The sequence below is a fragment of the Azorhizobium doebereinerae UFLA1-100 genome (genome assembly GCF_000473085.1).
Classification (GTDB): Bacteria; Pseudomonadota; Alphaproteobacteria; order Rhizobiales; family Xanthobacteraceae; genus Azorhizobium; species Azorhizobium doebereinerae.
In genome coordinates, this window is record NZ_AXBA01000014.1 from 49,928 (window position 1) to 72,841 (window position 22,914).

The window sequence follows — 22,914 nt, forward strand, 5'->3', positions numbered from 1 at the left end:
TCCCTGCCGAGGGGGCATCTCAGGCCGGACGGGTGGCCTTGGCGTCCGCGCCGTCTCGCCTCAGGCGGCGCGCCGAGGGCTCAGGAATCGAAGGGGTGCTCGGTCTCGCCCGCGCGGAGCGCCCGGCGGAAGTCGTCATGCTGGTGGACGATCTGGCCGTCGCTGTAGAGGGTGACGTTCCGCGCGCCGCCCATCTTCACCAGTTCCATGCCCCGTTCCCAGCCGCGCCCGAGATCGCTGAACGAAAGTTCCTGCATCATCGTGTCGTTCGGGAAAAACCAGGACAGGTACACGCCCTCATTTCCGATCATCAGGTCCTCCCATGCGACTGAGGTTATGCGATATATTCACATCGTATTGTAAGCCGCAGCGCCCGTGAAGCCGTGCCCGGTGCGAGGTCAAGACGTCATTAATGCGCAGCCTATTGGGCGGCACCAAAGATGAACGCGCAATGAAGGGGGCGCCGTGAGCGCGTACCTCTCCCGGCTTTTCGATTTTTGCAGTCCATCCGGCCGCGATGGCGCCTGCGCCGCCGGACGGGACCGTGCGCTCTCGCCCCAAGACGATGGCGCGACGCAGGGGCCCCGGTCCGAGATCCGGCCCCTGCCGGCGGCCTGGGCCTCTCGCGCCCGGTGGCGGGCGGCGGCTTCCGCTCGCCTATGCCTCGTCCGCGCCGGGAAACGCGCCCTCGAAATGCGCGGCGGCCGGCGGCAGCGTGGCGGAGAGGCCGGAGAGGACGGGGGCCGCCCCGTGCGGCCGCGCCTGACCCGTGCCCGGACCCATCTCCGGACCCGTGCCTTCGCCGGCGGTGTGCGCGGCGACGACGTCGTTCCACACATGCAGGATGCTGCGCTGGGTCAGTTCCGGCACCAGGCAGTAGCCGCGCGGATCGAGCGCGAACAGCGTGGCGGCGGGATCGTGCCGGACGCGGCGGAACACGTCGTTGATGAGCGAGAGGCAGCCGGCGAGCTGCTCCACGCCGGGCAGCCGGCTATGGCGCAGCATGTCGGCGAGGGCGTGGGCCGCGATCCCCTGCGGGCCGGCCGGCCCCACCTCGCGCCCCAGCTCGAAGAATACGGTGGCCACCGGCAGCATGCCGCTGATGACGCCGTAGATCGCCGCCGCATCCTCCACGGTGCAGGGCACCAGATGCTCGGGAGCCGGCTCCGGCACCGCCGCGGCGGCGGGCAGGCCGAAGGACGCCGCGATCTCCTTCTGGAGCCACTGGCGGACCTCGGGCGGAGCGGAGCGGACCTGCTCCGGCGACAATGTAATCCCAACCATGACCTGCCCCTCCGATGCCTGAACCCTTTAAGTAAAGGCGCTCCGGGCGCCGCGGGCGTTGATGCCCGTCAAGGGCGCGGCGGAAGGCGCCGCCGCACCCCGCCCGGCGGACGAAATGGAGCCGCGCCGTTTGACACAGCGCAAGGCGGGCCGCCGGGGCGCGCCCACTGTGAGGGGGCGGCGGAGGCGGGATGCCATCCGCGCGGGAGCGGGCAACGGAGCGAGGCTTCGATGCGGGACATGCCTCTTGCGGACGTCTACAAGCTGATCGAGCCGGGGCCGGTGGTGCTGCTCACCACCAGCCATCATGGGCATGCCAATGTCATGACCATGTCGTGGCACATGATGGTGGAATTCACCCCGCCGCTGATCGCCTGCGTGGTCTCCAGCGGCGACTTCAGCCACGCCGCCTTGCGGGCCACCAAGGCCTGCGTGATCGCCATTCCCGACGTGGCGCTGGCCGAGAAGGTGGTGGCGGTGGGCAATTGCTCGGGCCGCGACGGCGACAAGTTCGCCGCCTGCGGCCTCACCGCCCGGCCGGCGAAAAAGGTCGCCGCGCCGCTGGTTGCGGAATGCTTCGCCAATCTGGAATGCGAGGTGCGCGATACCAGTCTGGTGGAGACCTATAACCTGTTCATCCTGGAGGTGGTGAAGGCATGGCGGGACCCGGCGCAGCACGCGCCGCGCACCATCCACCACCAGGGGTATGGGAGCTTCAGCGTGGACGGCGACACGATCCGGCTCCCCTCGCGCATGCCATAGAGCGCGATCCGATCAGATTGAACCAATCTGATCGGTGAATCGCCCTCTAACACTTTGATAGAGAACGTTTTACCGTTCAAATGACGATGCCATTTGAACGGAACGTGCTCCAGGGCGGCCCGGACGGCACAAGGGAGGACAGGCCATGGCGGACATCAGAATTCCGAAGGCGGCGTGGGTGGTGGTGTGCGACGGGGCCAAGGCCCTGGTGCTGCGCAACGACGGCGATGCGCTCGACCTTGACCTCGCGGTGGTCGAGGCGCTCGATCAGCCCGACCTGCCGGCGCGGGACCTCGGCTCGGACCGGCCGGGGCGGGTGTACCAGTCCCATGGCGGCGCCCGCAGCGCCGTGGAGGACACCGACCCCCATGCCCAGGCGGAAGCCGCCTTCCTCGCCGATCTGGCCCATCGCCTGGACGCGGCGGCACGGAGCCGCGACCTTGGCGCGCTGGTGCTGGTGGCGCCGCCGAAGGCTCTCGGCCTGCTGCGCGAGCACCTGACCCCGGCGGTGCGGGCGGCGCTGATCGCCGAAGTACCGAAGGACCTGACCGGCCTGCCGACGGCCGAGATCGCCCGGCATCTCGCCGCGTGACCGGAACGGGGCGCGCGCGACCGTCATCAATGATCGTGGGGGGGACGATGGACAAGATGAAATGGGCGCTGCCGCTGCTGGCGGTCGCCATCCTCGCCGCCGGCGCCGGGCCGGCGCCGGCGCAGATGCGCAAGGAGGTCGGGCCGCAGAATGCCTACGTGCCCAGCCTGGGCGACATCATGGGCGCGACGCAGCTGCGCCATTTCAAGCTGTGGTTCGCCGGCCGGCTCAAGAACTGGGACCTGGCGCAGTATGAGCTCGACCAGATCCGGGCGAGCTTCCAGGACGCCGTCACCCTCTATCCCGGCATTCCGGTGACCGACATGACGGTAGTGGCGGCGCCCGTCCACGCCCTGGAGGCGGCGATCGCCGGCAAGGACGAGGCGGCCTTCGCCAAGTCGTTCAACGAGCTGACCACGGCCTGCAACAGCTGCCACCAGATGAACGATCGCGGCTACATCGTCATCCAGGTGCCCACCTCCTCGCCCTTCAGCAACCAGGTGTTCGAGCCGCTGGGCAGGAAATAGCCCGGCCCGCCCGCCCCGCCGAGGCGGCGGGGCGGGACAAGGGGGCGGGAAGGCGCGCGATCAGAAGCCGAGCCGGCGCAGATCGTCCGCGACGAACGCCTGGCCGCCGCGGGTCCTGACGCAGGGCAGCTCGGCGACCTGCGCGCCGTAGGGCCGCGGGGCATCATCTGAGGTCAAGGAGCGCCGATCGGAAAACCCGGCCGGCGCCTTTTCTTATCGAGCGCGCTTGGGCACCGGGCGCAGCGCGACGTTGATGGTGTTCGGAACGTGCTCGAGGTCGGCACCATTCGCCTGGTCCATGCTGGCGCCGATGAGGCCACCGGCGATGATGTTACCGGCCAGAGCCTTCTTCCCCTCTTCAGACTGCCGCGTGGTCACGTCGACGGTCTCCGGCTCGAAGCCGGCCTTTGTAATCGTGACCGAGAACTGATCCTTCCTGCCGGCGGTGATGGCACAAGGACTGACGCACTCGAATCCCAAGGACGTCGAAACCTTGGCGCCGGCAGGCTCCGTCACGACCGGGATCGTGGCCGTGACGTCGCGGGTGACGGTGGCGCAGCCGGCCAGCAGCAGGCTGGCGGCGGAAGCGGCGATAATCCAACGCATTGAACGCAATGTCCTACTCCCGATCGAATACGAAGCCTTGTCGCGCGGCGGGATACGCATCGTCAACCATCGACAGCCGGCAACAGGGGGAGCCTGTCACACGCCCTTGCCGGTCGGTCGCGAATGAGGTGCGAAAGGAACGGAGATCTGGACGAGAGCCCTTGGAAATCAAGGGCCTTCAGCGATTTCAAGGGATTGGGATGGTGCTGCGAGAGAGGATTGAACTCTCGACCTCTCCCTTACCAAGGGAGTGCTCTACCACTGAGCTACCGCAGCGCTGGATCAGGTCCCCTCGGGGGCTGATCGGCCCGCGAGGCCGTTGCATCGCGAGCGGGCCGTTCCTGCCACAAGCCGACGGGGCGTGCAAGCCCGGCGGGCACGAAGCTCGCCTGAAGCTGTGGTCAACGTCTTGTTTCGCCCCTCGAACCCGTCCGCGGCGCCCGAAACGGGGCAGGGATCCCGCCGCGGCGGGATCGCCGCCGCGCCTTGCGCCGGGCGGGGCGGGGCGCGATTTGCGGCACAGGTTCCGGTGGGCGCCGCCTTTTTCATCCTGCACAGCGCTTGAGCGGGCGCGGCGGGGCGGCTAGCCTTCCCGCAGCGCAATTGCGGGGGGTCGCATGGCAGCGGACAAGGCACGTACCCAGACCATCGGCGCCGTGCGGCGCACCTTCGCGCCCTGGAACGACCCCACCGCCACCCCGCTCATCCGCTTCGAGAACGTGGCCAAGCGCTTCGGCGAGTTCGTCGCCGTCGATGGCGTCTCGCTGGACATCTATGAGCGCGAGTTCTTCGCTTTGCTCGGCCCGTCCGGCTGCGGCAAGACCACGCTCATGCGCATGCTGGCCGGCTTCGAGGAGCCGAGCGCGGGCCGAATCACGCTGGGCGGGCAGGATCTCGCCGGCGTGCCGCCCTACCGGCGGCCGGTGAACATGATGTTCCAGTCCTACGCGCTGTTTCCGCACATGAACGTGTGGGACAACATCGCCTTCGGCCTGCGGCAGGATGGCATGCCCAAGGCGGCCATCAAGGCCCGCGTGGAGGAGGTGCTGGCGCTGGTGAAGCTCGAGCCCTTCGCCCGGCGCAAGCCGCACCACCTCTCCGGCGGCCAGCGCCAGCGCGTGGCGCTCGCCCGCTCGGTGGCCAAGCAGCCCAAGGTGCTGCTGCTGGACGAGCCGCTCACGGCGCTCGACAAGAAGCTGCGCGAGGACACCCAGTTCGAGCTGATGGACCTGCAGATGTCGCTCGGCATGACGTTCCTGATCGTCACTCACGACCAGGAGGAGGCGATGACGGTGGCCGACCGCATCGGCGTCATGAACCTGGGCGAGCTGGTGCAGGTGGCCCCGCCGGCTGTGATCTACGAGCAGCCGGCCACCCGCTACATCGCCGACTTCATCGGCGACGTGAACGTGCTGGAGACCAAGGTGGTGACGGCGGGCGCCGAGGGCGTGGAGCTGGCCAGCGAGAAGACCGCCTATCCCCTGCACATCGCCCAGCCGCTGGACGCCGCGGTGGGCGATACCGCCTGGCTCGCCATCCGGCCGGAGAAGATGCGCATCGCCCTCGTCCCGCCGGCGCACCTGGCGGACAATTGCTTCGAGGGCGTGATCTGGGACATCGGCTATCTGGGCGACCTGTCCATCTATCACGTGGAACTGGCCTGCGGCACGCGGATCAAGGTCTCCCAGCCCAATGTCTCGCGCCTCGTGGAGCGGCCCATCACCTGGGAGGACAAGGTGTGGGTCACTTTCTCGCCGGACGGCGGCGTCGTGCTCACGCGCTGAGGGAGGAACGCACCATGGCCATGGCGGGAGAAAAGGGACGCGGCCGGCTGCTGGTGATCGCCGTGCCCTATCTGTGGCTGCTGGCGCTGTTCCTGGTGCCGTTCCTCATCGTGCTGAAGATCTCCCTGTCGCAGGACGTGATCGCCCAGCCGCCCTACAGCCCGGTGTTCGACATCGCCGGCGGCTGGGCCGGGTTCAGGGACTTCCTGTCCCAGCTCTCGCTGGCCAATTACGGCTATGTGCTGAGCTGGGACAATGAGTTCATCGCCGCCTACGGCTCCAGCCTGGTCATCGCCGGCGTCTCCACCGCGCTCCTGCTGCTGATCGGCTATCCCATCGCCTATGCCATGGCGCGGGCGCCCAAGGGCCTCCAGCCCATGCTGCTGATGCTGGTGATCCTGCCGTTCTGGACCTCGTTCCTGATCCGCGTCTATGCCTGGATCGGCATTCTCTCGCCGGAGGGCTTCCTCAACCAGGGGCTCGCCGCCCTCGGCCTCATCGACCAGCCGCTGGAGATCCTCAACACCGATCTCGCGGTCTATATCGGCATCGTCTATTCCTATTTGCCCTTCATGGTGCTGCCGCTCTATTCGGCGCTGGAGAAGCTGGACGGCACCCTGCTGGAGGCGGCGGAAGACCTCGGCTGTACGCCGTTCAAGGCGTTCTGGACCGTCACCTTCCCGCTCTCCCTGCCGGGCGTGGCGGCGGGCGCGCTGCTCTGCTTCATCCCGGCGGTGGGCGAGTTCGTGATTCCGGACCTGCTGGGCGGCTCCGACACGCTGATGATCGGCAAGTCGCTGTGGACCGAGTTCACCGTCAACCGCTCCTGGACCGCCTCCTCGGCGGTGGCGGTGCTGCTGCTGGTGCTGCTGGTGGTGCCCATCGTCATCTACCAGAACATCCAGGCGCGCCAGCTGGAGGCCGGCCGATGAACAGGTCCCTTTCCTGGTTCAACGTCACCTCGCTGGTGCTGGGATTCGCCTTCCTCTACATCCCCATCCTGCTGCTGGTGCTCTATTCCTTCAACGCCTCGCGGCTCGTCACCGTGTGGGCCGGCTTCTCCACCCAGTGGTATGCCGCCCTGCTGGAGAACGACCAGCTTCTGGACGCCCTGTGGGTGACGCTGCGCGTGGCCTTCCTGTCCTCGCTGGCCGCCACGGTGCTCGGCACGCTGGCGGCCATCGCGCTCACCCGCTACGGGCGCTTCTTCGGCCGCACGATGTTCTCGGGCATGACCTATGCGCCATTGGTGATGCCGGAAGTCATCACCGGCCTGTCGCTGCTGCTGCTGTTCGTGGCGGTGGGCATGGAGCGCGGCTTCTGGACCATCACGCTCGCCCACATCACCTTCACCATGTGCTTCGTCGCGGTGGTGGTGCAGTCGCGCCTCATCACCTTCGACCGCACGCTGGAGGAGGCGGCGCTCGATCTCGGTTGCACGCCGCTGAAGACCTTCTTCGTCATCACCCTGCCGCTGATCCTGCCGGCGGTGCTGTCCGGCTTCATGCTGGCCTTCACCTTGTCCATGGATGACCTCGTCATCGCCAGCTTCACCACCGGGCCCGGCGCCACCACCTTGCCCATGCGCATCTATTCGCAGGTGCGCCTCGGCGTGACGCCGGAGATCAACGCCATCTGCACCATTCTCATCGGCATCGTCGCCGTGGTGGTGCTGCTGGCCTCCGTTCTCGCCAAGCGCCAGGAGAAGATGCGCCGCCGCGCCGAGCAGATCGCCGCGCGGGGGTAGCGCGCCGGGAGAGCCGGGCAGCCGGTCCCAGTGAAGCTCAAGTATCCCCGGCGCGGTTGTTCGGCGCAGAACTTGCATAAAAAGACCGTGGGCGGGGCACAAGAGCCCTGTTCCGGCGTCTGTTCCGTCCCCCTCCCTTGTACATCCTGCCAGGACTTGCTCATGCCTTCGTTTGTCCGTGCCGCCTCCGGCGGCCTGCTGCCGTTTTGCCTTGCACTGCTGCCCGCCTTTTCCGCTTTCGCCCAGTCCGCCGCACCCGCGCCGGCCGCGCCGGCGCCGGTGGTGTGGGAGCTGATCGACGAATATCCCGCTTCCGCCATCCCCGGGCAGGCGGATGCCGGCTTTGCCGCCGCCGTGGCGCGGGAGACCGGCGGCAAGCTCGCCATCACCGTGATTCCGGACGCGAAGTCTGGGCTGCGCTCGCGCGAGCAGCTCAAGGCGGTGAGCGAGGGGCGCTACGCCATGGCCGACAGCTTCGGCGGCGCGCTGGCGGAGGACGGGCCGCTGTTCCTGCTCTCGTCGCTGCCGTTCGTCACCGCCTCGGCGCAGGAGGCGCAGGCGCTCTACGAGGCGGCGAAGCCGCTCTATGAGGCCGAGTTCGCCAAGCGCGGCCAGAAGCTGCTGTTCGTCACGCCCTGGCCGCCCAGCGGCATCTGGTCCGCCGCCCCGGTGAACAGCCCGGCGGCGCTGAAGGCGCTGAAGATCCGCACCTATGACGCCACCAGCGCCAGCCTGTTTTCCGCCACCTCGGAGCGCGCCGCTGTGGTGTCGTTCGCCGATCTGATGCCGAAGCTGAAAAGCGGCGAGTACAATGCCGTGCTGTCCTCCGGCGACGGCGGCGCGGGCCGCAAGCTGTGGGAATACCTGCCCAACTTCTCGCAGATCACCTATGCGGTGCCGCTGAGCTTCGGTACGGTGTCGCTCACGGCCTGGAACGCGCTCGACGGCGCCACCCAGGCGGCGGTGCTGCGCGCCGGCGCGCAGACCACGGCCGAGCAGTGGCAGGCCATGACCGGCCGGGTGGAAGCCAATTACAAGCGCATGCGCGAGAATGCGGTGGCCATCGACGAGGCGCCGCCGGCCGAGGTGATGGCGGCGCTGCGCGCGGCCGCCGCCACCTCCATCGCCGAATGGCGCGCCGCCGCCGGCCCTGAGGCCGCGGCGGTGCTGGGCGCGGCCAAGCCCGCCGGGCAGTGAAACCCGCCGCGCCGGCCTCCGCCGGCGCGGCCCCCGCCTTGACGCTGCGCTGCACCATGGTGCGGCGGGGCGGCGGGGAGGTGCAGGGGTGACGGGCGGCGGCTTCTTCTCTAAAACACGTCGCCGTGGTGGGAAGGGATCAGATCCCGTGAGGCTCCGGATTGCGTGGCAATCCCGGGGGCGATCGGCTTTGGGCTTTCGACCCATCCGTCGTCTCCCTCGTGCGGTCCGGCTGCGCCGCCGGTCCGCCCGCCCAGGATTTCACCCCCCGCATGAAATACCGAGCGGACATCAGCGGTCTGCGCGCGCTCGCCGTCGTCCCGGTGGTGCTCTATCACGCCGACCCGCGGCTGGTGCCCGGCGGCTATGTGGGCGTCGACATCTTCTTCGTCATCTCCGGCTATCTCATCACCTCGATCATCGCGCGGGAGATGGCGCTCGGGCGCTTCAGCTTCCTCACCTTCTACGACCGCCGCATCCGCCGCATCGTGCCGGCCTATGCGGCGGTGACGCTGGCGACCGCGTTGGTGGCCGTGGCCACCCTGCCGCCGCTGATGCTGGAGCCGTTCGGGCGGGCGCTGGAGTTCGCCTCGGTCTTCCTCGCCAACCGGCATTTCCTCGCCACGGCGGGCTATTTCGCCCCCGGCGCGGAGGAACAGCTTCTGCTGCACACCTGGTCGCTGGCGGTGGAGGAGCAATTCTATCTGATCTGGCCGCTGGCGCTGATCGGCCTGTTCCACCGGCGGCTGGCGCGCTGGCGCGGCCTCATCATCTGGACCCTGCTCATCGCCTCGCTTTACCTTGCGAGCAAGAACGCGCTGCTGCGGCCCAACAACGCCTTCTACAATTTCACCTCCCGCGCCTGGGAGCTGCTGCTGGGCGGGGTGCTGGCGCTGGGCCTCGTGCCCAAGGTGCGCGGCCGCCTGCTGCTTGAGGCCATGGGCCTTGCCGGCCTCGGGCTGATCGGCGCGGCGCTCGTTCTGTTTGACCGCACGACGGTGTTCCCCGGCCTGTCGGCCCTGCTGCCGGCCGGCGGCGCGCTGCTGCTGATCTGGGCCGGGGAGGAGGGGCGCGCCACGCTCGCCGGCCGGCTGCTCGGCCTCGCGCCGCTGGTGGCCGTCGGGCTGATCTCCTATTCGCTCTACCTCTGGCACTGGCCGATCCTCGCCCTCTACAAGTTCCACGCCGGGCATGATCCCGGGCTGGCGGCGGGCGTGGCGCTGGTGGGGGCGGCGGTGCTCGTCTCCGTCCTGTCCTGGCGCTTCGTCGAGATGCCGTTCCGCCGGCACGGCCCGGCGGCGCCGAGCGCGGAATGGCACAGCATCAAGTTCGGCGCGCTCACGCTCTCGGCGCTGGCCGGCATCGGCCTGCTGCTGGCGCAGACCGGCGGGATGCCGCAGCGCGCGGGGGCGGACTATCTGGCGGCGGAGGCCGCGCTCAAGCGGACATGGCCGGGCACCCAGGACTGCCTGCAAGGGCCGGGCCTCGCGCCGGCCGGGACGCGCTGCCGCTTCGGCGATCTCGCGCCCGATGCGCCGCTGATCGCCTTGTGGGGGGATTCCTTCGCCAACCACCATGCGCCCGCGCTCGACGCCATCGCCCGCGCCGGCCGGCGCGGGCTGGTGCAGGTGACCAAGGCCGGCTGCGCGCCGCAGGCCTCGGCGTCCTCGGGCGGCTCGCTGGAGGCGCAGGATTGCGAGCGGTTCCGCGCCGCCGCTCTGGCCGGCTTCGTCGCCGACCCGAACGTGAAGCTGGTGGTCATCGGCGGCCTGTGGCCCTCCGGCCCCGCTCTGGCCCCGGCCATGGCCGGGCTGAAGGACGCGGTGGCGCAGCTGCGGCAGGCGGGCAAGGGGGTGGTGCTCATCGGCCCGCCGCCGGATTTCGTCGATGGGCGGGGCGCGCGCTGCGTGCTGCGCAAACGCTTCCTCGGCCTCGACGAGACGCCCTGCTTCCTGCCCACCCAACTGGCCGAAGCCAATGCGGCGCCGGTGGAGGCGGCCCTGACGCGGATCGCGGGGGAGGTGCCGGGGGTGGAACTGGTGCTGCCGCGCGCCGCCTTCTGCGACGACGCGCTGTGCCGCCCGGTAGTGGCGGACGGCGGCCTCGGCTTCATCGACGCCGGCCATCTCAACGCGCCGGGCTCGCTGTTCCTGGTGCCGGAGCTGAAGGCGGGGATCGAGCGGGCGACACGCCCGACGCGGCCGGCGGCGATCTGAGCGGTGAGGCGAGGCGCTTTGGGCAGCGAAGGATGTCGCTTGAACAAATCGGGAACATAGTTAAGCTTCAGCGCCATCCGGGGCGAGGGGCGCCATGATCGCAAGCCGTCTGCTGAAGCTGCGAACGCAGGACGGCGATGTTGATCTGCCGGTCCGCGTCCATGCGCCAAGGGAGAGCGAGGGCGCCTGGGCCTGCCGCACCGAGATCGGCTGGCCGGAGGGCACCCAGGCGGTGGATGCCTACGGCCATGATGCCATCCAGGCGTTCTATCTCGCGTTGCAGATAGTAGGCATCCATCTCTACACAAGCGATTACCATGCGGACGGGGACATCTTCTTTCCGGGGCAAGGGAAAGGCTACGGCTTTCCCCTGCCGCCCAGTCTGCGCGGCATGCTCATCGGTGACGACGCCACGTATTTCTGACGTTTCGCCGCTCCACCGTCCCTATCGAGGGTCTGTATGATCGCAAGCCGCATCCTGACGCTGACGTTGCCCACCGGCACCGTGGAGGTGCCGATCCGCATCTATGCGCCCGAATTCTCCGGCACGTCCTGGAGTTGTCGCTATGAGACCGACTGGCCGGAGGGGCGGCGAACCATGTCCTCCCGGGGCTTTGATGCCGTGCAGGCGCTGCTCATGGCCATGCAGATGATCGCGGCCGACATTTATGCCAGCAATTACCACGCAGCCGGCCAACTGCACTTTCAGCCGGATTGGGAAGGGTACGGATTTCCCGTCACCGGCATGATGCGCGACATGCTGATTGGCGATGACCGCAAATATCTCTGAACATCGGATCTGATCCCGCCGCCATGCGGCGCGCGCCGACGACAGCCGCGGCCGCCGCGACGATCCCGGCGGAGGTCACCGCCCCTCGCGCACCCAGGCCGCGGTGATCACGCCCAGCAGCAGGAGCAGCCCGGACAGGCCGGCGAACAGCGGGAACAGGCCGATGCCGCGCACCACCGAGACGTCGCGGGTGCGCAGGCCCAGCCAGTCCTCGCCGGCCAGGCGCTCGCCGGAGGAGACCGCCACCACGCGCGGCACCGTGCCGTTGAGGTCGGCGAGGCGCCACAGCCCGCCGCCGGTGGCCGCCGCGATGGGGGTGAGCCAGTCCTTCGTGCTGGTCACCTCGGCGAATTCCTTCGGGTTCAGCGGGCCGATGTTGGTGAGCGCTGTCAGTTGCCCGTTCACCGCCCGCCACAGGCCGAGTTCGTCGGCCGGCGTCGTCGCCCGCCACAGGCCGGGCTCGGCCTCCTTCAGGGTGAGGGTGCGCACCGCGCCGGAGGGCGTCGTCACCTGCGCCGTCGGCACCGTGTCGCCCATGGTCTGGCGCTCGACCACGAGGTCGCGGCCCGAGGTGGAGAGCTTCAGGCGCTCCTCCTCCAGGTCCGGCTCCTTCATCAGCCAGTGCGAGAGGCGGCGCAGCAGGTCGATATAGGGCCCGCCGCCGTCATAGCCGCGCGCCCACAGCCAGAAATGGTCCGACAGCAGCAGCGCCACCCGGCCCTGGCCGACCCGGTCCAGCTGCAGCACCGGCTTGTCGCCGGGGGCGCCGAGCACGGTGACGCCGGAGCGGGCGTCCGCGTCCACCACGCGGAAGAAGCGGCTCCAGTGCGGCGGGTCGCTCTCCGCGCCGGGCAGGCCGCGCGTCACCGGGTGGCGCTTGCCGGGGTCGGTGAGCCGCGCCACATAGGGCGCTTCCGTGGTCTGGCCGGTGGGCGCGGCGGGCAGGATTTCCTCCAGCGGCGTGTTGTAGAGCGAGCCGGTATCGACGAAGTCGGTCCCCGCCGCCACCAGCAGCGCGCCGCCGGCGCGCACATAGCGCACGATATTGTCGAAATAGACCTGCGGCAGCACGCCCTGCTGCGAGTAGCGGTCGAAGATGATCAGGTCGAAGTCGCGGATCTTGGTCTGGAACAGCTCGCGCGTGGGGAAGGCGATCAGCGAGAGCTCGTTGATCGGCGTGCCGTCCTGCTTCTCCGGCGGGCGCAGGATGGTGAAGTGGACGAGGTCCACGTTGGCGTCGCTCTTCAAGAGGTTGCGCCAGGTGCGCTCGCCCACGTTCGGCTCGCCGGAGACCAGCAGCACCCGCAGCTTGTCGCGCACCCCGTCGATGGAGACGGCGGCGCGATTGTTGATGGGGGTCAGCTCGCCCTCCAGCGGGGGCACCTCCACCTCGACGATGTTCGGCCCGGCATGGGCGATCTCCACCTCCACCTGCGTGGAGCGGCCGGTGGTGACGACGGGATTGGCGATCACCTCGCCGTCGCGGCGCACGGTCACGCCGACCCGCGCGCCGGCGGGAGCGCCCTCGTCGGTGACGCGGAAGGTCAGCGTCTGGCGCTGGCCGACGATGCCGAAGCGCGGCGCCCGCTCCAGCGCCACGCGCCGGTCGCGCTCGCCGGCGCGGCCGGTGATGAGGCCGTGGACCGGGGCGGAAAAGCCCAGCGCCGCCGCCTGCTCGGGCACGTCGTGCACCCGCCCGTCGGTGATCATCACGGCGCCGGCCACCCGTTCCGGCGGCACGTCGGCAAGGCCCGCCGACAGAGCGGAAAACAGGCGCGTGCCGTCGGTCTCGCCGTCGCGGGCATCCGCTTCGATGGTGCGGATCTCCAGGCCCGGAATGCGCTTCAGGCGCTCGTCCAGGGCGGCGCGGGCGGCCTCCGCCTGGGCGGTGCGGTCGCCGAAATTCTGGCTGGCGCTCTTGTCCACCACCACCGCCACCACGGAGGACAGGGGCTCGCGCTCCTCCCGCGTCAGCGAGGGATTGGCGAGCGCCAGGAGGCCCACCACCAGCGCCAGGGCGCGGATCACCGCGCCGCGCGTGCGCGAGACGACCAGCAGGGCCGCCAGCACCAGCGCCACCAGCGCCACGGCGCCGAGCAGCGGCCAGGGAAGGAAGGGCGCGAATGCGAGGCCGTAGGTCATGGACGCCTTTCGCGGGCCGGGACGATGCGGCGGTCGGCGGGACGGGAGCGGACGATCATTGGCCGAGGCGCTCCAGCAGCGCGGGCACGTGCACCTGGTCCGCCTTGTAGTTCCCGGTCAGCACGTACATCACCATGTTGGCGCCGGAGCGGAAGGCCATCTCCCGCTGGCGCGGCTCGCCGGGGGAGAGCGGCAGCAGCGGCTCGCCGTTCGGCCCCACCGCCCAGGCGCCGGCGAGGTCATTGCCGGTGATGATCACGGGCGAGACGCCGTCGCCGGCGCGCGCCGGGCGGTCCTCGCCGTCGCGGGCGGCCGGCAGGGCCTCCACCCAGGTGGTGCCGCCGGTGAAGCGGCCGGGAAAATCCCTGAGCAGGTAGAAGGCCTTGGTGAGCACGTGATCGCGCGGCACCGGCTCCAGCTCGGGAATGTCGAGGCCGGAGAGGATCTCGCGCAGCCGCGCCCCGGCGGGCGAGAGCGGCCCGTTGCCACCCTGCGGCGTCTCCAGCGCGTCGCGGGTGTCGAACACCACGGTGCCGCCCTGCTTCATGAAGGCGTCGATGCGCGCCAGCACCGCCGGCGGCGGCACCGGGGAGTTGGCGAGGATCGGCCAGTAGAGCAGCGGGAAGAAGGACAGCTCGTCCTTGGCGATGTCCACGGCCATGGGCTCGCCCGCCTGCAAGGCGGTGCGCTGGGCGAGGAAGGTGGTGAGCCCGTCCAGCCCGGCGCGGCTGATGTCGTCCACCTGCGCGTCGCCGGTGGCCACATAGGCGAGGCGGGTCTGCGCGGTGGCCTTCACCGCGAAGTCCGAGGCGGCGTCGGCGCGTGCCGGCGCCGGCACCAACGGCCCCGCCGCGCCGAGCGCCAGGGCCGCCAGCAGCAGCGCGGCGGCGGCCGGGCGGCGGCCGATGCGCTTCAGCCCGCCGGCCAGCAGCAGCACGGCGAGGGCGTCGAGCAGCAGCAGCGCCATGCCGGCCAGCAGCACGAGGCCGCGCAGGTCGTGCGGCTCGCTCTCGCGCAGCGGCGCGGCGCTGGCGCCGAGCGCGGACAGGTCGAGGGGTTTCAGCGTGTCGTCCGGCAGCAGCGCATTCACCGCCAGCAGGGCATCGGGCGGGCCGTAGAAGCCCGGCGGGTGCTCGGCGCTGGCGCGGCCGGCGAAACTGGCGGGCACGGGCCGCGCGGTGGGGCCGGCGGGGCGGAAGGCGCCATAGCCGTCCAGCAGCCGGCTCGGCGCCACGGTGGCAGCCTGGGTCGTGGCAGCCTGGGTCGTGGCCGACTGGCTCGTGGCCGCTTGGGTCGAGCCCGCCTGGGTGGTCGCGGCGCGCGCGCCATTGGCGTCGGTCCGTCCCTCATCGGTGGCGGCGGCGGCATCGGCGAGAGCGATCACCCGGCGCAACATGTCCACGAATGTGCCCGAAAGCGGCAGGTTAGACCAGCTTGTGTCGGCGGTGACGTGGAACAGCACCACCATGCCCTTGCCGCGCGGGGCTCCGGTCACCAGCGGCGTGCCGTCGGCCAGCGCCGCCCAGGTGCGCTCGCCCAGGGCGCCGTCCGGCTCGGCCAGCACCTGGCGGTTCACGATCACGTCGTTCGGCAGCTTCACGTCGCGGAATGGCCCGGAGGGGCTGAGGCTGCCCAGCGCCTGCGGAGTCTCCCAGGACAGTGAGCCGCCGAGCGTGCGCCCGCCCCGGCGCAGGCGCACCGGCAGGAGGTCGTCCTGCGCATTGGCGAGGCGCGGCCCGGCGAAGCGGATGAGCACGCCGCCGTCCTCCACGAACCGCGCCAGCCGGGCGCGGGTGGCGGGCGGCACCGTGCCCACGTCGGTCAGCACGATGACCGGGACGTGCTGTTCCAGGAAGCGGTTGATGTTCTCGGTCGGCGCGCCGCCGTCGCCCATGCGCACGTCGGCGAACGGGCCGAGGGCGCGGGAGAGATAATAGGTCGGCGCCAGCAGCGGCTGGCCGGTATCGGAGGAAGCGCCGGAAACCACGCCCACGGTGCGCCGCCGCCAACGCTTGTCCAGCAGTTGCACCGCGCCCGCCGAGCGCTCGGCGACGATCTCCAGCCGCGCCACCTCGTTGCGGATGTCCACCGGCAGATCGAAGCTGGCCACTGTCTCCCGGCTGCCGGGGGCGAAGGTGAAGGCGGCTTCCCCGAGGGCGAGGCCGCGCAGGTCGCGCGCTTCCACCCGGCCGGCGCGGGGGCCGGCGTCGTCGGGGCGCAGCACTTTCACGGTCAGCCCGCCCGCCGCATTCTCCGGCGCCGCGAGCGCCAGCGGCGAGGCGACGCCGCCGGTCACCACCAGAGGCGGCCGGCGGCCCTTCTGCGCCGCGAGGCCGGCGGCAAGGTCCGGGTCGGTGGCGAGGTCGACGCCGTCGCTCACATAGACGAGGCCGGCCTCGCCCTGGCTGTCCATGATCTTCGCCGCCAGCGCCAGCGCGTCCTTGCGGGCCGGCGCCCACGGCACCGGCGCGAGCGAGCGCAGCTTGTCGCGCGCCTGGGCGGGCAGCAGCAGGGTGGCGTCCTTCGGCACGTCGCCGGTGGGGATGAGCGCGACGCCGCGGCCATTGGCGGCGGCTTCGTCGATCAGGCCGCCGGCGGTGGCCATGCGTTGCGCCCAGCTGGAGGCGGCGGGCCAGCCCTGGTCGATCACCATCACCAGCGGGCCGCTGGAGGCGGGGGCGGCGGCGGGGGGATTCCAGATCGGCCCGGCGGCGGCGAGGATGACGAGCGCGGCCAGCAGCAGGCGCAGCAGCGTCAGCCACCACGGGGTGCGCGCGGGCGTCTCCTCCTTCGGCTTGATGTCGAACAGCAGGCGGGTGGGCGGGAAGGAAATCTCGCGCGGGCGCGGCGGCACCACGCGCAGCAGGAACCACAGCGCCGGCAGCGCCAGCAAGGCGGTGAGCAGCAGCGGGGAGGCGAAGCTGAGGGGCAGGCCCATCATGCGGGAGAGATCCTCCGCCGGTCAGTGCCGGAAACCGGAACGTTGCGCGTGCTCATGCCACGTCCTCCGCCGCAGGGCCGGCCGTTGGAGCGCCGCTCCCCATGCCGCCCGCGCCCATCCGCATATGCAGGGCCAGCAGCAGCTCGCTCGCCGGCCGGTCGGTGCGGTGAACCTGGAAGCTCCAGCCCATGCGGGCGCCGGCGGCGCGGATGGCCGCCCGGTGGGCGGCGACGCGCGCCTCGTAATCGGCGCGCCAGGTCTCGGCCCGGCCGACCGTGATCTCCGCCCCCCCTTCCGGCTCGCGGAAGGCGACGCGGCCGGAGAAGGGGAAGGTCTCCTCCGCCGGATCGACGATCTGCACCACATGGCCGTGCGCGCCGCGTCCGGCCAGCGTGTCGATGCGCGCTGCGACCTCGGCGGTGGGGCTCCAGAAATCGCCCAGCAGGACGATCTCGGACAGCGGCGAGGGGTTGAAGGCGGGCGGCAGGCTGCCGGGCAGGGACGGCGCGAGCAGCACCGCTTCCGCCATGCGCTCGACGATGCGGCGGCTGGCGGTGGGGCGCAGGATGTCCGGCATGCCCACGCGCTCGCCGCCCTTCACCAGCAGCTCGGCCAAGGCGAAGGCGACGACCAGCGCCCGGAACCGCTTGGTTTCCAGCTTGGGCGAGGCATAGTCCATGGAGGCGGACAGGTCCGGCCAGATCCACACCGTGTGGGCGGCCTCCCATTCGCGCTCGCGCACATAGAGATGATCGTCGCGGGCCGAGCGGCGCCAGTCCACGCGGTTGGCGGGCTCGCCGTCGGTGAAGCGGCGGTATTGCCAGAAATTCTCGCCCGAACCCGCCCGGCGGCGGCCGTGCACGCCGTGCTGCACCGAGGCGGCGATGCGGCGCGCCTCCAGCACCAGGCGCGGCATGGCGGCGGCCAGCACGGTCGCCTCGTGGGAGAGGCGCGCCATGCCGATGGCGGCGCCGTCCGGCGTCTGCGGGATATCCTTGGGGCGCAACGCCACGCGCGGCGCCTCAGCCCAGCTTCGCGGCGAGGCGGCGGATGACACGCGGCACGGTCTCGCCTTCCGCGCGGGCGGCGAAGGAGAGCGCCATGCGGTGCTTCAGCACCGGCTCGGCCAGCGCCACCACGTCGTCCAGGGAGGGCGCGTAGCGTCCGTCCAGCAGGGCACGGGCGCGCACCGCCAGCATCAGCGCCTGCGAGGCGCGCGGGCCGGGACCCCAGGAGATGAAGCGCTGCTCCTCGCTCTCGCCGGTGCCGGGGCGGGCGGAGCGCACCAGGGTCAGGATGGCCTCCACCACCGATTCGCCCACCGGGAGGCGGCGGACGAGGCGCTGGGCGGCCATCAGGTCCTCGACGCTCATGGCGGCGCGGGGCTTGGTTTCCTCCGCGCCCGTGGTGTCGAACAGGATGCGGCGCTCCGCGTCCCGGTCGGGATAGTCCACGTCGATTTCCATGATGAAGCGGTCGAGCTGGGCTTCGGGCAGGGGATAGGTGCCTTCCTGCTCCAGCGGATTCTGGGTGGCGAGCACATGGAAGGGCTTGGGCAGATCGTGCCGCTCGCCGGCCACGGTGACGTGATACTCCTGCATCGCCTGGAGCAGGGCCGACTGGGTGCGCGGCGAGGCGCGGTTGATCTCGTCCGCCATCAGCAATTGCGCGAACACCGGGCCGCGGATGAAGCGGAAGGCGCGCTTGCCGCCGGCGCTCTCCTCCAGCACCTCGGCGCCCAGGATGTCGGACGGCATGAGGTCGGGGGTGAACTGGACGCGGCGGGCATCGAGGCCGAGCACCGTGCCCATGGTCTCCACCAGCTTGGTCTTGGCGAGGCCTGGAACGCCCACCAGCAGGGCATGGCCGCCGGACAGGATGGTCACCAGCGCCTGATCGACCACCGTCTCCTGGCCGAAGATCACCGATGAGATCGCCGCGCGCGCGGCCCGCACATGGGCCGCCGCGGTCTCCGCATTGCGGATGATCATCTGGTCCAGGTCGAAGGTTTCGCTCGGTGCCGACATGCCGTATCTCCGCTTCGCCGGGAGCCTCGCCGCGAAACACGGCGAGACGAGGCCCGAACCTGCCTGGAATGCGGCAATTCGGGCCGGGCCCGGAACCGGCGGCGCGGCCACAGGAATTCCTCCCCTGGCTGCATCCTGCCGGAACGACCAGCTTACGATATGTTGGCGCCGCGTCGAGTGATCCGTTTTGCATCGCGGTGGGAACCACCTCACGTCATCGCGAGGAACCGAGGACAGCATGGCTGAGCAGAACCCGCCGCAGGGGCAGGGCAGGGCGCCGGAATCGAGCGCCGGCGCGGCGCCGGGCCGCCTGGAGGCGCTCATGGCGGCGGTGAAGGCCACCGGCGGGCGGGGGCCGGCCCCGGTGGAGAACTGGGACCCGCCCGATTGCGGCGACATGGACATGCGCATCGCCGCCGACGGCACCTGGTTCTACATGGGCACCCCCATCGGCCGCCCGGCGCTGACCCGGCTGTTCGCCTCTGTCCTGACCCGCGAGGGCGAGCGCTACGTGCTGAAGACGCCGGTGGAAAAGATCGGCATCACTGTGGACGACGCGCCCTTCCTGGCGGTGGAGATGGCGGTTGATGCCGCTGCGGAAGGTGGCGGGGAGGGCCCCATTCTGGTGTTCCGCACCAATATGGATGACCTGGTGCGCTGCGGGCCGGGCCACGACCTGCGTTTCGCCCCCGGCGCCGGCGCGGGGGAGCTGAAGCCCTATCTGCACGTGCGGCGGGGGCTGGAGGCGCTTCTGACCCGCTCGGTCTTCCTCGATCTGGTGGAGCGGGCGGAGGTGCGAAGCTGCGACGGCATCCCTATGTTCGGGGTGGCGTCGGGAGCTGCCTTCTATCCCATGATGCCCGCCGACGCCCTCGATCTTGCAGCCCGATGACCGCTCCCTTGCCCCAGACCGACCCTTTGCCCCAGGCTGAACCCTTGCCGTCCGCGCTCGACGACTTCCTGGCGCGCGCCGCCGCCCGGCTGTCCCGCGTCCCGCCCGCGCCCTACGCGCCGCTCGATCACACCGTGCTGAACGGCGACCATGCCATCTCCGGCCACGTGCCCGTGCCCGAGCAGCCGCCCCGCCCGGCGGCGGTGCTGGTGCCGGTGGTGGCCCGGCCGGAGCCGACCGTGCTGTTGACGCTGCGCGCCACCACGCTCTCCCACCATGCCGGCCAGATCGCCTTTCCCGGCGGCCGCATGGACCCGGGCGACGCGGACGAGGCGGCCGCCGCCCTGCGAGAGGCGCGGGAGGAGGTGGGCCTCGCGGCCGATCTGATCCGGCCGCTGGGCTTCCTGGACGGCTATCTCTCCAGCACCAATTTCTGGATCGTGCCGGTGGTGGGGCTGGTGGCGCCCGACTATGCGCTGACCATCAACGAAGCGGAGGTGCAGGAGGCGTTCGAGGTGCCGCTGGCCTTCCTCATGTCGCCGGGCAACCACCAGCGCCAGTCGCTGGTCCGCGACGGCGTGCTGCGGCACTTCTTCGCCATGCCCTACGAGCAGCATTTCATCTGGGGGGTCACCGCCGGGCTCATCCGCAACCTCTATGAGCGGGTGTACGCCTGATGCTCCGCACCATCCTCATCGAGGCCGCGCTCTTCCTCTCGCCGTTCGTGGCCTATGGGCTGATTCTCCTGGCCCTGCGCGGCTCCATGGTGCCGGAGCACTGGTCGCCGCGGGCGATCGCCACCTGCGCGGTGGCGGCGGTGCTGCTGGTGGCGGCCGGGCTCTATGTGTTCGAATGGGATCGCGGCGCACCGCCCGGCAGCACCTATGTGCCCGCGCAGATGAAGGACGGCGTGTTCGTGCCGGGCCGCTACCAGTGAGCGCGGTGGCGGGGCGGGACATCGCCGATGCCCCATGGCTCAAGGCGCCGGCGCTGCGCGCGGTGCTGGCGGCGCTGAACGGGGCGGGGGAGGAGACCCGCATCGTCGGCGGCGCGGTGCGCAACGCGCTACTGGGCGTGCCGGTGTCCGAGGTGGACCTCGCCGGCACCTGCCGGCCGGAAGAGGTGGTGCGCCGCGCCGAGGCCGCCGGCCTGAAGACCGTGCCCACCGGCCTGGCCCACGGTACCGTCACGGTGATCAGCCAGGGCGTGCCGTTCGAGGTGACGAGCCTGCGCGAGGACGTGGAGACCGACGGCCGCCACGCGGTGGTGCGCTTCGGCCGTGACTGGGCGCACGACGCGGCGCGGCGGGATTTCACCCTCAACGCGCTCTATGCCGATGCGCAGGGGTGCCTCTACGACCCGCTGGACGGGCTGCCGGATCTGCTGGCGCGGCGGGTGCGCTTCATCGGCGATCCGGAGGCGCGCATCCGCGAGGACCACCTGCGCATCCTGCGGCTGTTCCGCTTCCATGCGGCCTATGGCGTGGGCCCGGTCGATCCGCCGGCGCTCGGCGCCTGCGTGCGGCTGCGCGCCGGTTTCGACCGGCTGTCGCGCGAGCGGGTGCGGGCGGAAGTGATGAAGCTGCTGGTCGCGGCAGGCGCCGCTGCGACGCTGGTGGAAATGAGCGATGCGGGCCTGCTGGGCCGCATCCTCGGCGGGGTGGCGGACCTGCCGGGTTTTGCCCGGCTCGCCGCGCTCGAAGCCGGGCTCGGCCTCAAGCCTGCACCCATCCGGCGGCTGGGCGTGCTGGCGGTGCGCATCTCGGAGGATGCCGAGCGCCTGCGCGTCCGGCTGCGGCTCGCCAATGCGGAATACGCGCGGCTGGCCGCCCTGGCGCCGCCGTCCGCGATCGCCCCCGGCCTGCCGCCGGCGGAGGCGCGCCGCGCCATGTATGCGCTCGGGCGCGAGGCCTTCCTCGATCAGTTGCTGATTGCCGCCGCGCGGCGGGGCGGCGATCCCGCGCCGCTGGCGGACTTGTGCGCGGCCTGGGTGCCGCCGGACTTTCCGCTGACCGCCGCCGACCTGATGGCGCGCGGACTGAAGCCGGGCCCCGCTCTCGGGGCGGCGCTGGCGCGGGCGAAAGCGGCCTGGATCGCCGCGGATTTTCCGGCCGACGCCGAGGTGATCGACGCGCTGGCGCGCGCGGCGATCGATGCCGGGCCGGACGATCGGGCGCGGCGCGCCTGACGTCCGGGCGAGGGGTCAGTCCTCGTCTTCTTCCTCTTCATCCTCTTCGAAATCGGGGATTTCGAGGACTTCGAGCGCGAGGGCGCTGAGCGACTGGGTGCGGAACTCGCCGAATTCATCCGCATACCAAACCACCTCCACCATCTCCCCCGCATCGGAGATGACGGTGAGGGCGGGGCTGCCGGACTTAAGCTGGACAATGTCTCCGGGGGCGAAGGCCATGGCGGTTCTCCTGTTGGCACACCCGCCTAGCGATCTTGCATGACAGTGCCATCACAGCAAAGGGGCGCGCCTCAAGGCCATTTCACCACCGGCGGCATGGAAGACAGGATGGCGGCGACATTGCCCCCGGTCTTGAGGCCGAAGATGGTGCCGCGGTCGTAGAGCAGGTTGAACTCCACATAGCGCCCGCGCCGCACCAGTTGCTCCTCGCGCTCCTCGGCGGTCCAGGGCGTGGCCATGTTGGCGCGTACGAGGCGGGGATAGATGTCGAGGAAGCTCGTGCCCACCTCGCGGGTGAAGGCGAAATCGGCGGGAAAATCGCCGCTGTCCAGCCAGTCGTAGAAGATGCCGCCGACGCCGCGCATCTCGTTGCGGTGCTTGAGGAAGAAATACTCGTCGCACCACGCCTTGTAGCGCTCGTAATCGGCCACCGGATGGGCGCCGCAGGCGCGGGCGAAGGCAGCGTGGAAGGCGAGCGTGTCCGGGTCTTCCTGGGTGCGCCGCCGCTCCAGCACCGGGGTCAGGTCCGCCCCGCCGCCGAACCAGCTCTTGGTGGTCACCACGAAGCGGGTGTTCATGTGCACCGCCGGCACATGGGGATTGTGCATGTGGGCGATCAGTGAGAGGCCGGAGGCCCAGAAGCGCGGGTCTTCCGCAGCGCCCGGGATCTGGCCGCGGAATTCCGGGGCGAATTCGCCGAACACGGTGGACGTATGCACTCCCACCTTCTCGAACAGGCGGCCGCGCATCAGGCCCATGGTGCCGCCGCCGCCCGGCGCGCCGGTATGGTCGGTGCGGTCCCAGGGCGAGCGCTCGAACCGGCCCGCCGCGCCGGGATAGAGCGCCGCCGGCGCCGCGTCCTCCAGCGCCTCGAAGGCGGCCATGATGCGACCCTGCAGGTCCTGGAACCAGGCGCTGGCCGCGCTCTTGCGGGCATCGAGGTCGGTTTCTGTCATTGGCGCTCTCCCTGGCGGAGCGGCGTTCTACCTTGCCCGGCG

23 protein-coding genes and 1 tRNA gene are annotated in these 22,914 nt (G+C 70.8%); 14 read left to right on the forward strand and 10 right to left on the reverse strand.

The window, feature by feature from the left end:
- Positions 1–80 precede the first annotated feature (80 nt).
- On the reverse strand, positions 81–311 hold the full coding sequence (locus tag YU1_RS0111945; RefSeq protein ID WP_029004274.1) for a hypothetical protein: 231 nt from the start codon (positions 309–311) through the stop codon (positions 81–83).
- 346 nt (positions 312–657) lie between these two features.
- Positions 658–1,284 (reverse strand): hypothetical protein, encoded by a 627-nt coding sequence (locus tag YU1_RS29135; protein WP_156922088.1) that lies wholly within the window; start codon positions 1,282–1,284, stop codon positions 658–660.
- A 231-nt stretch (positions 1,285–1,515) separates the two neighbouring features.
- On the opposite strand from YU1_RS29135, the gene YU1_RS0111955 reads away from it, so the two are divergent.
- From YU1_RS0111955 to YU1_RS0111965, 3 genes are all read left to right on the forward strand, one after another.
- Entirely contained in the window at positions 1,516–2,046 is a 531-nt protein-coding gene (locus YU1_RS0111955) for a flavin reductase family protein (protein WP_029004275.1), read from the forward strand.
- 145 nt (positions 2,047–2,191) lie between these two features.
- Entirely contained in the window at positions 2,192–2,638 is a 447-nt protein-coding gene (locus YU1_RS0111960; RefSeq protein WP_029004276.1) for a host attachment protein, read from the forward strand.
- Positions 2,639–2,685: 47 nt separating this feature from the next.
- A complete protein-coding gene (locus tag YU1_RS0111965; protein ID WP_029004277.1) occupies positions 2,686–3,165 on the forward strand; it encodes a hypothetical protein in 480 nt (159 codons plus the stop codon).
- Positions 3,166–3,378: 213 nt separating this feature from the next.
- On the opposite strand, the gene YU1_RS29140 is transcribed toward YU1_RS0111965, so the two are convergent.
- Positions 3,379–3,771 (reverse strand): hypothetical protein, encoded by a 393-nt coding sequence (locus tag YU1_RS29140; RefSeq protein ID WP_051356784.1) that lies wholly within the window; start codon positions 3,769–3,771, stop codon positions 3,379–3,381.
- 201 nt (positions 3,772–3,972) lie between these two features.
- Positions 3,973–4,047 (reverse strand) — tRNA-Thr (locus YU1_RS0111980).
- A gap of 341 nt (positions 4,048–4,388) precedes the next feature.
- Here YU1_RS0111980 and YU1_RS0111985 point away from each other — a divergent pair.
- From YU1_RS0111985 to YU1_RS0112015, 7 genes are all read left to right on the forward strand, one after another.
- Complete coding sequence (locus YU1_RS0111985; RefSeq protein WP_029004278.1) at positions 4,389–5,555, forward strand: ABC transporter ATP-binding protein; 1,167 nt, start codon at positions 4,389–4,391, stop codon at positions 5,553–5,555.
- A 20-nt stretch (positions 5,556–5,575) separates the two neighbouring features.
- The gene (locus YU1_RS0111990) at positions 5,576–6,487 is read left to right on the forward strand and encodes an ABC transporter permease subunit (protein ID WP_029004279.1); all 912 of its coding nucleotides are present in this window, start codon (positions 5,576–5,578) and stop codon (positions 6,485–6,487) included.
- Positions 6,484–7,302, forward strand: coding sequence for an ABC transporter permease subunit (locus YU1_RS0111995; protein WP_029004280.1), 819 nt, complete (start codon positions 6,484–6,486; stop codon positions 7,300–7,302). The genes YU1_RS0111990 and YU1_RS0111995 overlap by 4 nt, the downstream gene beginning before the upstream one ends.
- 162 nt (positions 7,303–7,464) lie before the next feature.
- Positions 7,465–8,499, forward strand: coding sequence for a TRAP transporter substrate-binding protein (locus tag YU1_RS0112000; RefSeq protein WP_051356785.1), 1,035 nt, complete (start codon positions 7,465–7,467; stop codon positions 8,497–8,499).
- A 272-nt stretch (positions 8,500–8,771) separates the two neighbouring features.
- A complete protein-coding gene (locus YU1_RS29145; protein ID WP_051356786.1) occupies positions 8,772–10,715 on the forward strand; it encodes an acyltransferase family protein in 1,944 nt (647 codons plus the stop codon).
- Between the two features lie 94 nt (positions 10,716–10,809).
- Positions 10,810–11,139 carry a DUF6968 family protein gene (locus YU1_RS0112010; protein ID WP_029004282.1) on the forward strand — a complete coding sequence of 110 codons (330 nt, stop codon included), beginning with the start codon at positions 10,810–10,812 and terminating at the stop codon, positions 11,137–11,139.
- A 36-nt stretch (positions 11,140–11,175) separates the two neighbouring features.
- Positions 11,176–11,505 (forward strand): DUF6968 family protein, encoded by a 330-nt coding sequence (locus YU1_RS0112015; RefSeq protein ID WP_035715114.1) that lies wholly within the window; start codon positions 11,176–11,178, stop codon positions 11,503–11,505.
- A gap of 75 nt (positions 11,506–11,580) precedes the next feature.
- Here the strand turns inward: YU1_RS0112015 and YU1_RS0112020 are convergent, their stop codons facing one another.
- The 4 genes from YU1_RS0112020 to YU1_RS0112035 form a co-directional block, all read right to left on the reverse strand.
- Positions 11,581–13,647, reverse strand: coding sequence for a membrane protein (locus YU1_RS0112020; RefSeq protein ID WP_029004284.1), 2,067 nt, complete (start codon positions 13,645–13,647; stop codon positions 11,581–11,583).
- Between the two features lie 55 nt (positions 13,648–13,702).
- Positions 13,703–16,588, reverse strand: a complete 2,886-nt coding sequence (locus YU1_RS0112025; protein ID WP_029004285.1) for a DUF4159 domain-containing protein — start codon at positions 16,586–16,588, stop codon at positions 13,703–13,705.
- A 52-nt stretch (positions 16,589–16,640) separates the two neighbouring features.
- A complete protein-coding gene (locus tag YU1_RS0112030) occupies positions 16,641–17,546 on the reverse strand; it encodes a DUF58 domain-containing protein (protein ID WP_035715173.1) in 906 nt (301 codons plus the stop codon).
- A 64-nt stretch (positions 17,547–17,610) separates the two neighbouring features.
- Positions 17,611–18,615, reverse strand: a complete 1,005-nt coding sequence (locus YU1_RS0112035) for an AAA family ATPase (protein WP_029004287.1) — start codon at positions 18,613–18,615, stop codon at positions 17,611–17,613.
- A 238-nt stretch (positions 18,616–18,853) separates the two neighbouring features.
- Here YU1_RS0112035 and YU1_RS0112040 point away from each other — a divergent pair, with 238 nt between their 5' ends.
- The 4 genes from YU1_RS0112040 to YU1_RS29150 are packed head-to-tail and all read left to right on the forward strand — an operon-like array spanning position 18,854 to position 21,694.
- Entirely contained in the window at positions 18,854–19,507 is a 654-nt protein-coding gene (locus tag YU1_RS0112040) for a DUF1285 domain-containing protein (RefSeq protein WP_029004288.1), read from the forward strand.
- The gene (locus tag YU1_RS0112045; protein ID WP_051356787.1) at positions 19,504–20,184 is read left to right on the forward strand and encodes a CoA pyrophosphatase; all 681 of its coding nucleotides are present in this window, start codon (positions 19,504–19,506) and stop codon (positions 20,182–20,184) included. The genes YU1_RS0112040 and YU1_RS0112045 overlap by 4 nt, the downstream gene beginning before the upstream one ends.
- A complete protein-coding gene (locus YU1_RS0112050) occupies positions 20,184–20,444 on the forward strand; it encodes a DUF6111 family protein (RefSeq protein ID WP_029004290.1) in 261 nt (86 codons plus the stop codon). Before YU1_RS0112045 ends, YU1_RS0112050 begins: the two co-directional genes overlap by 1 nt.
- Entirely contained in the window at positions 20,441–21,694 is a 1,254-nt protein-coding gene (locus tag YU1_RS29150; RefSeq protein ID WP_035715117.1) for a CCA tRNA nucleotidyltransferase, read from the forward strand. The genes YU1_RS0112050 and YU1_RS29150 overlap by 4 nt, the downstream gene beginning before the upstream one ends.
- A gap of 15 nt (positions 21,695–21,709) precedes the next feature.
- Here YU1_RS29150 and YU1_RS0112060 read toward each other — a convergent pair whose 3' ends face one another.
- Both YU1_RS0112060 and hemF read right to left on the reverse strand, forming a co-directional pair.
- Entirely contained in the window at positions 21,710–21,916 is a 207-nt protein-coding gene (locus tag YU1_RS0112060; protein WP_029004291.1) for a YodC family protein, read from the reverse strand.
- Positions 21,917–21,987: 71 nt separating this feature from the next.
- The gene (hemF, locus tag YU1_RS0112065; RefSeq protein WP_029004292.1) at positions 21,988–22,872 is read right to left on the reverse strand and encodes an oxygen-dependent coproporphyrinogen oxidase; all 885 of its coding nucleotides are present in this window, start codon (positions 22,870–22,872) and stop codon (positions 21,988–21,990) included.
- Positions 22,873–22,914: the final 42 nt, after the last annotated feature.